We start from the raw sequence: 4,075 nt of genomic DNA on the forward strand, positions 1-4,075 counted from the left end.
GCTTCAGCACATACGCCATACGGGGCGACAAGGATTCGGGCGTCATCTGTATCAACGGAGCAGCCGCCCATAAGGCAAAAAAAGGCGACATCATCATAATTGCAACCTATGCCAGCTTCGAGGAACACGAGCTGGAAAGCTTCAAACCGAAGAAGGTGTATGTCGACGGCGCGAACAGGATAAAAACGCAGCTGCTGCAGGCAGTCAACTAAAGGCGGCTTGAACCGCTTGAGCGCTTGAACCGCTTGAGCGTTAGAAAAATAAGAAGACAACGGCCGGATTCCCGCCACGGGAACCGGCCGATCTCATTTTTCCATAACGTCATAGATTCCAGGAGTATACCGGCCAATTCGTCCGGTGCACCCTGGCTATTCGAATATTTCCTTGAAGGGCGCTTGCCAGGCTTCTTTCAGGTAGCCGATGGTCGTGTCGATGATGGCGTTTCCGCCAAGGCCCCTCACCTGGAACCTGTCTCCTGCCCGCACCTTTCCTATCACTCCGTACGAAACACCTTTGAATACCTTCTTGAAGGCGTCAAGGTCACCTTCCCTGACGGTCGCGACGAACCTGCTTGCCGATTCGGAGAAGAGGAGGATGTCGTCGCGGTGCACACCTGAAGTGGGGACTGCCGTGAGGTCGACCTCGATGCCCCTGTCCCCGGCGAAGGCGCTCTCGGCAAGACAGCAGGCGAGGCCGCCGTCGGAGATATCGTGGCAGGAGCGGATGAGACCCGCCTTGATGGCCTTCTCCAGTGCCTGGAAGGTCTTCTTCGCCTCTTTCCCGCGCACGCGGGGGGCAATGTTCCCTACCCGCCCGAATCGGGCGAAATACTCGCTTCCCCCCATCTCCCCGTAAGTGGTGCCGATAACGACGATAAGATCACCAGGGTCCTTCATGTCCATGGTGACGACCCTCTCCACGTCATCGATGACGGAGATGCAGGAAACGAGAACGGTCTGGGGAACCGATATCTTTATATCGTTGTGCATGTAATCGTTCTTCATGCTGTCCTTCCCCGAGATGCAGGGGGTGCCGAAGAGGGTCGTGTAGTCGTAGAGGGCCCTGTTGGCGCGAACGAGCTGGGCAAGCTTGTAGGGTCCCTCGGGGTTCTTCTCGGACAGCACCGGGTCGGACCAGCAGAAGTTGTCGAGCAATGCCATCCTCTTCAGGGAGCCGCCTGCGGCAATATTGTTCCTTATGGCCTCGTCTATGGCGCAGGCTACCATGTTGTACGTGTCGAAACGGCTGTATTTCGGGCATATCCCGTGACTGATGACAGCGCCGTTCGCGCTCGTGAGGTCCGGGCGCACCACCCCCGCGTCGGCGGGACCGTCGTTGTGCCTCCCCGTGAGGGGTTTCGCGACGCTCGAACCCTGCACCTCGTGGTCGTACTGGCGCACCACGTACTCCTTGCTGCACACGTTCCAGCGGCGAAGGACGGACGCGAGCGTCTCCGCGTAATCGGCGGGTTCGGCAAGGGGCTCTTCGTCGACCATCCTGCGCTCCCACTTTGCCTTGAGGTTCATCTTCGGCAGGCCCTCGTGGAGGAATTCCATATCGAGGTAGCCCACCGTCGTGCCATCGTAAAGAACGTGGAAACGCCCGCTGTCGGTGAACTCGCCGAGCACCGTCGAGAGGACGCTCATCTTGCGGGACAGTTCGAGGAACTCAGCAAGCTTCTCCGGCGGCACGGCCACGGTCATGCGCTCCTGTGCCTCAGACAAGAGGATCTCCCAGGGGGAGAGACCGTGATACTTGAGGGGCGCCCTCTCGAGGTGCATGACACACCCGTTCGTGTCGGTGGCCATCTCACCCACTGACGACGAAAGGCCGCCCGCCCCGTTGTCGGTGATGGAGCTGTACAGTCCCCTGTCCCTGGCGATGAGCAGGAAATCGGTCATGCGCTTCTGGGTGATGGGATCGCCTATCTGCACGGCACTCGTGGGAGACACCTCGGAGAGTTCCTCCGACGAGAAAGTGGCGCCGTGGATGCCGTCCTTGCCGATCCTGCCGCCCACCATGACGATGTGGTCGCCAACGTTGGCCTGCTTGAGATACGATGCCTCACCCCGTATCGTGACGGGCATGATGCCGCAGGTTCCGCAGAACACGAGGGGCTTGCCGAGATAGTTCTCGTCGAAGACGAGGGAGCCATTGACCGTCGGGATACCGCTCTTGTTGCCCCCGTGCTCGACACCCTCACGGACCCCTTCCAGGACCCTCTTGGGGTGAAGGAGCCGGGGAGGTATCCCGCCCCTGTGATCGGGGTCGGCGAAGCAGAAGACATCGGTGTTGAACACGAGCCGCGCGCCCTTGCCCGTGCCGAAGGGGTCCCGGTTGACACCGACGATCCCCGTCAGGGCGCCACCGTACGGGTCGAGGGCCGACGGCGTGTTGTGCGTCTCCACCTTGAAGGCAAGATTGTGTCTGCGATTGAACTTGATGACGCCGGCGTTGTCCTTGAAAACGGAGAGACAGAGATCGTTCCTGCCTTTCCTCCTCCGGATCTCTTCCGTGGACCCTACAACATAGGTCTTGAAGATGCTGTCTATGGTCTCTACCCTGCCCTCGTCCTCGTATTCGATGCGGGCGTTGAATATCTTGTGCTTGCAATGCTCCGACCAGGTCTGGGCGATGGCCTCTATCTCCACGTCCGTGGGCCGCCCGTCCAGCCCCACCGCCTGCCGCGCCGCCACGACGGCCGCGTCGGCGAAATAAGCCTTCACGGCGAGAAGCTCATCCCGGGAAAGGGCCCAGGTCCGCTCCCTGTTTATGCGCATCAGTTCATCGATGGAGAGAGAGGCAACATCTATGTTCTCCACGACGGGCTCCGTCGCGATGGCCACCCTGGGGACGAAGGTCCCCATTCCGCCCTCCCTGTCATACCGGACCCTGTCCTTCAGGCTGTAACGGTTTATGAGCACGTTGGCGAGTATGTCCACCGCTATCCTGTGCACGTCGTCCTCAGAAAGCTGGCCCTTGAGAAAGTACATCCTGGAGTTGTAGACCGCCTCGCCGTTCTCGAAGGGTCTGCCGGCCATTGCCTCCACGACCTCCTTCGCCGTCCTGCCCACGTTGTCCGTGACACCGGGTTTGTAGCCAACCTCAACAACCCAATCGGCATCGGTGGGGGTCGCTGCGTCGAGAAGCCCCCTGTGAACAACGGGGTCGACAAAGGCATCGTCCCTGAGAATGGACAAAATTTGGGGGTCCAAGGCGGCATCTATGGTATAGACATCCACGACCCGCGCGTCCTCAACCTCTATCCCGAGGTCGGATTTGATCCTTCTCTTCAGTTTCTCCCCTGGAACGTCCCGAAGCCCTTCCCTGCATGATATCTCGATCCTGTGAGCCATGCTATGCCACGTACTCCTTTAGATTTTTTATTGCCTCAGTCGCGCGAGACTCGTCGTGGACCTCAGCAGTCAATACGATCTCATCACCCCGGGCCTTGAGAAAACCCTTCAGTTCCCGGAAGGGAAAGATTCCCTCCCCGATGGGGAAATGGTCATCCCTCGTGCCATGATTGTCGTGTAAGTGCATTTCTCTTACATAATTACCAAGTTGTGAGAGCCATACTTCAAGCGATACTTTAGTAAATAGATTGAAGTGTCCTGAATCAAAGCAAAAATACATATTTTTTGGCTTCATACACTTGAAAAGCTCGAGGAAGCTCAGCGGTTCCTCTTCGAAAACGTTCTCCAGCATGATGGGGATCTTGTCGCCCGCCACCGCCAGGACCTCGCTCCACGTATCGACGCTTCCCTCCAGCCAGATATCGATATAGTCTCCAAACCGCCATCTGTCGTACCCCGGGTGACAGACTACGCCCAGGGCGCCGAGATGGTTGGCCATCGCGACCGTTTTCTTCAACTTCTCCTTCGTAATGGTCCTCACGTCCCGGTCGACGGCACCGGGGCTGAGGTCCATGAAGGGTGCATGGACGCTGCACTGTATCCCTTCTCCCCGGAGTATCTTCCCCGTTTCCGTCACATGCGCCTCGTCCACCTCGACGATGGTGTCGTTGTTGAAATACACCTCCACACCCACATCGAGCTTCTTTATCCGCCTGATA

3 protein-coding genes are annotated in these 4,075 nt (G+C 58.6%); 1 reads left to right on the forward strand and 2 read right to left on the reverse strand.

Annotated features, from left to right (window positions below):
- On the forward strand, positions 1–212 hold a 212-nt coding region (locus GXX82_03745; GenBank protein ID NLT22139.1), incomplete at its 5' end, for an aspartate 1-decarboxylase.
- Positions 213–368: 156 nt separating this feature from the next.
- Here GXX82_03745 and GXX82_03750 read toward each other — a convergent pair.
- Entirely contained in the window at positions 369–3,356 is a 2,988-nt protein-coding gene (locus GXX82_03750; GenBank protein NLT22140.1) for a phosphoribosylformylglycinamidine synthase, read from the reverse strand.
- Position 3,357: 1 nt separating this feature from the next.
- On the reverse strand, positions 3,358–4,075 hold a 718-nt coding region (locus tag GXX82_03755), incomplete at its 5' end, for a sugar phosphate isomerase/epimerase (protein ID NLT22141.1).

This window comes from Syntrophorhabdus sp. (assembly GCA_012719415.1).
Lineage (GTDB): Bacteria > Desulfobacterota > Syntrophorhabdia > Syntrophorhabdales > Syntrophorhabdaceae > Delta-02.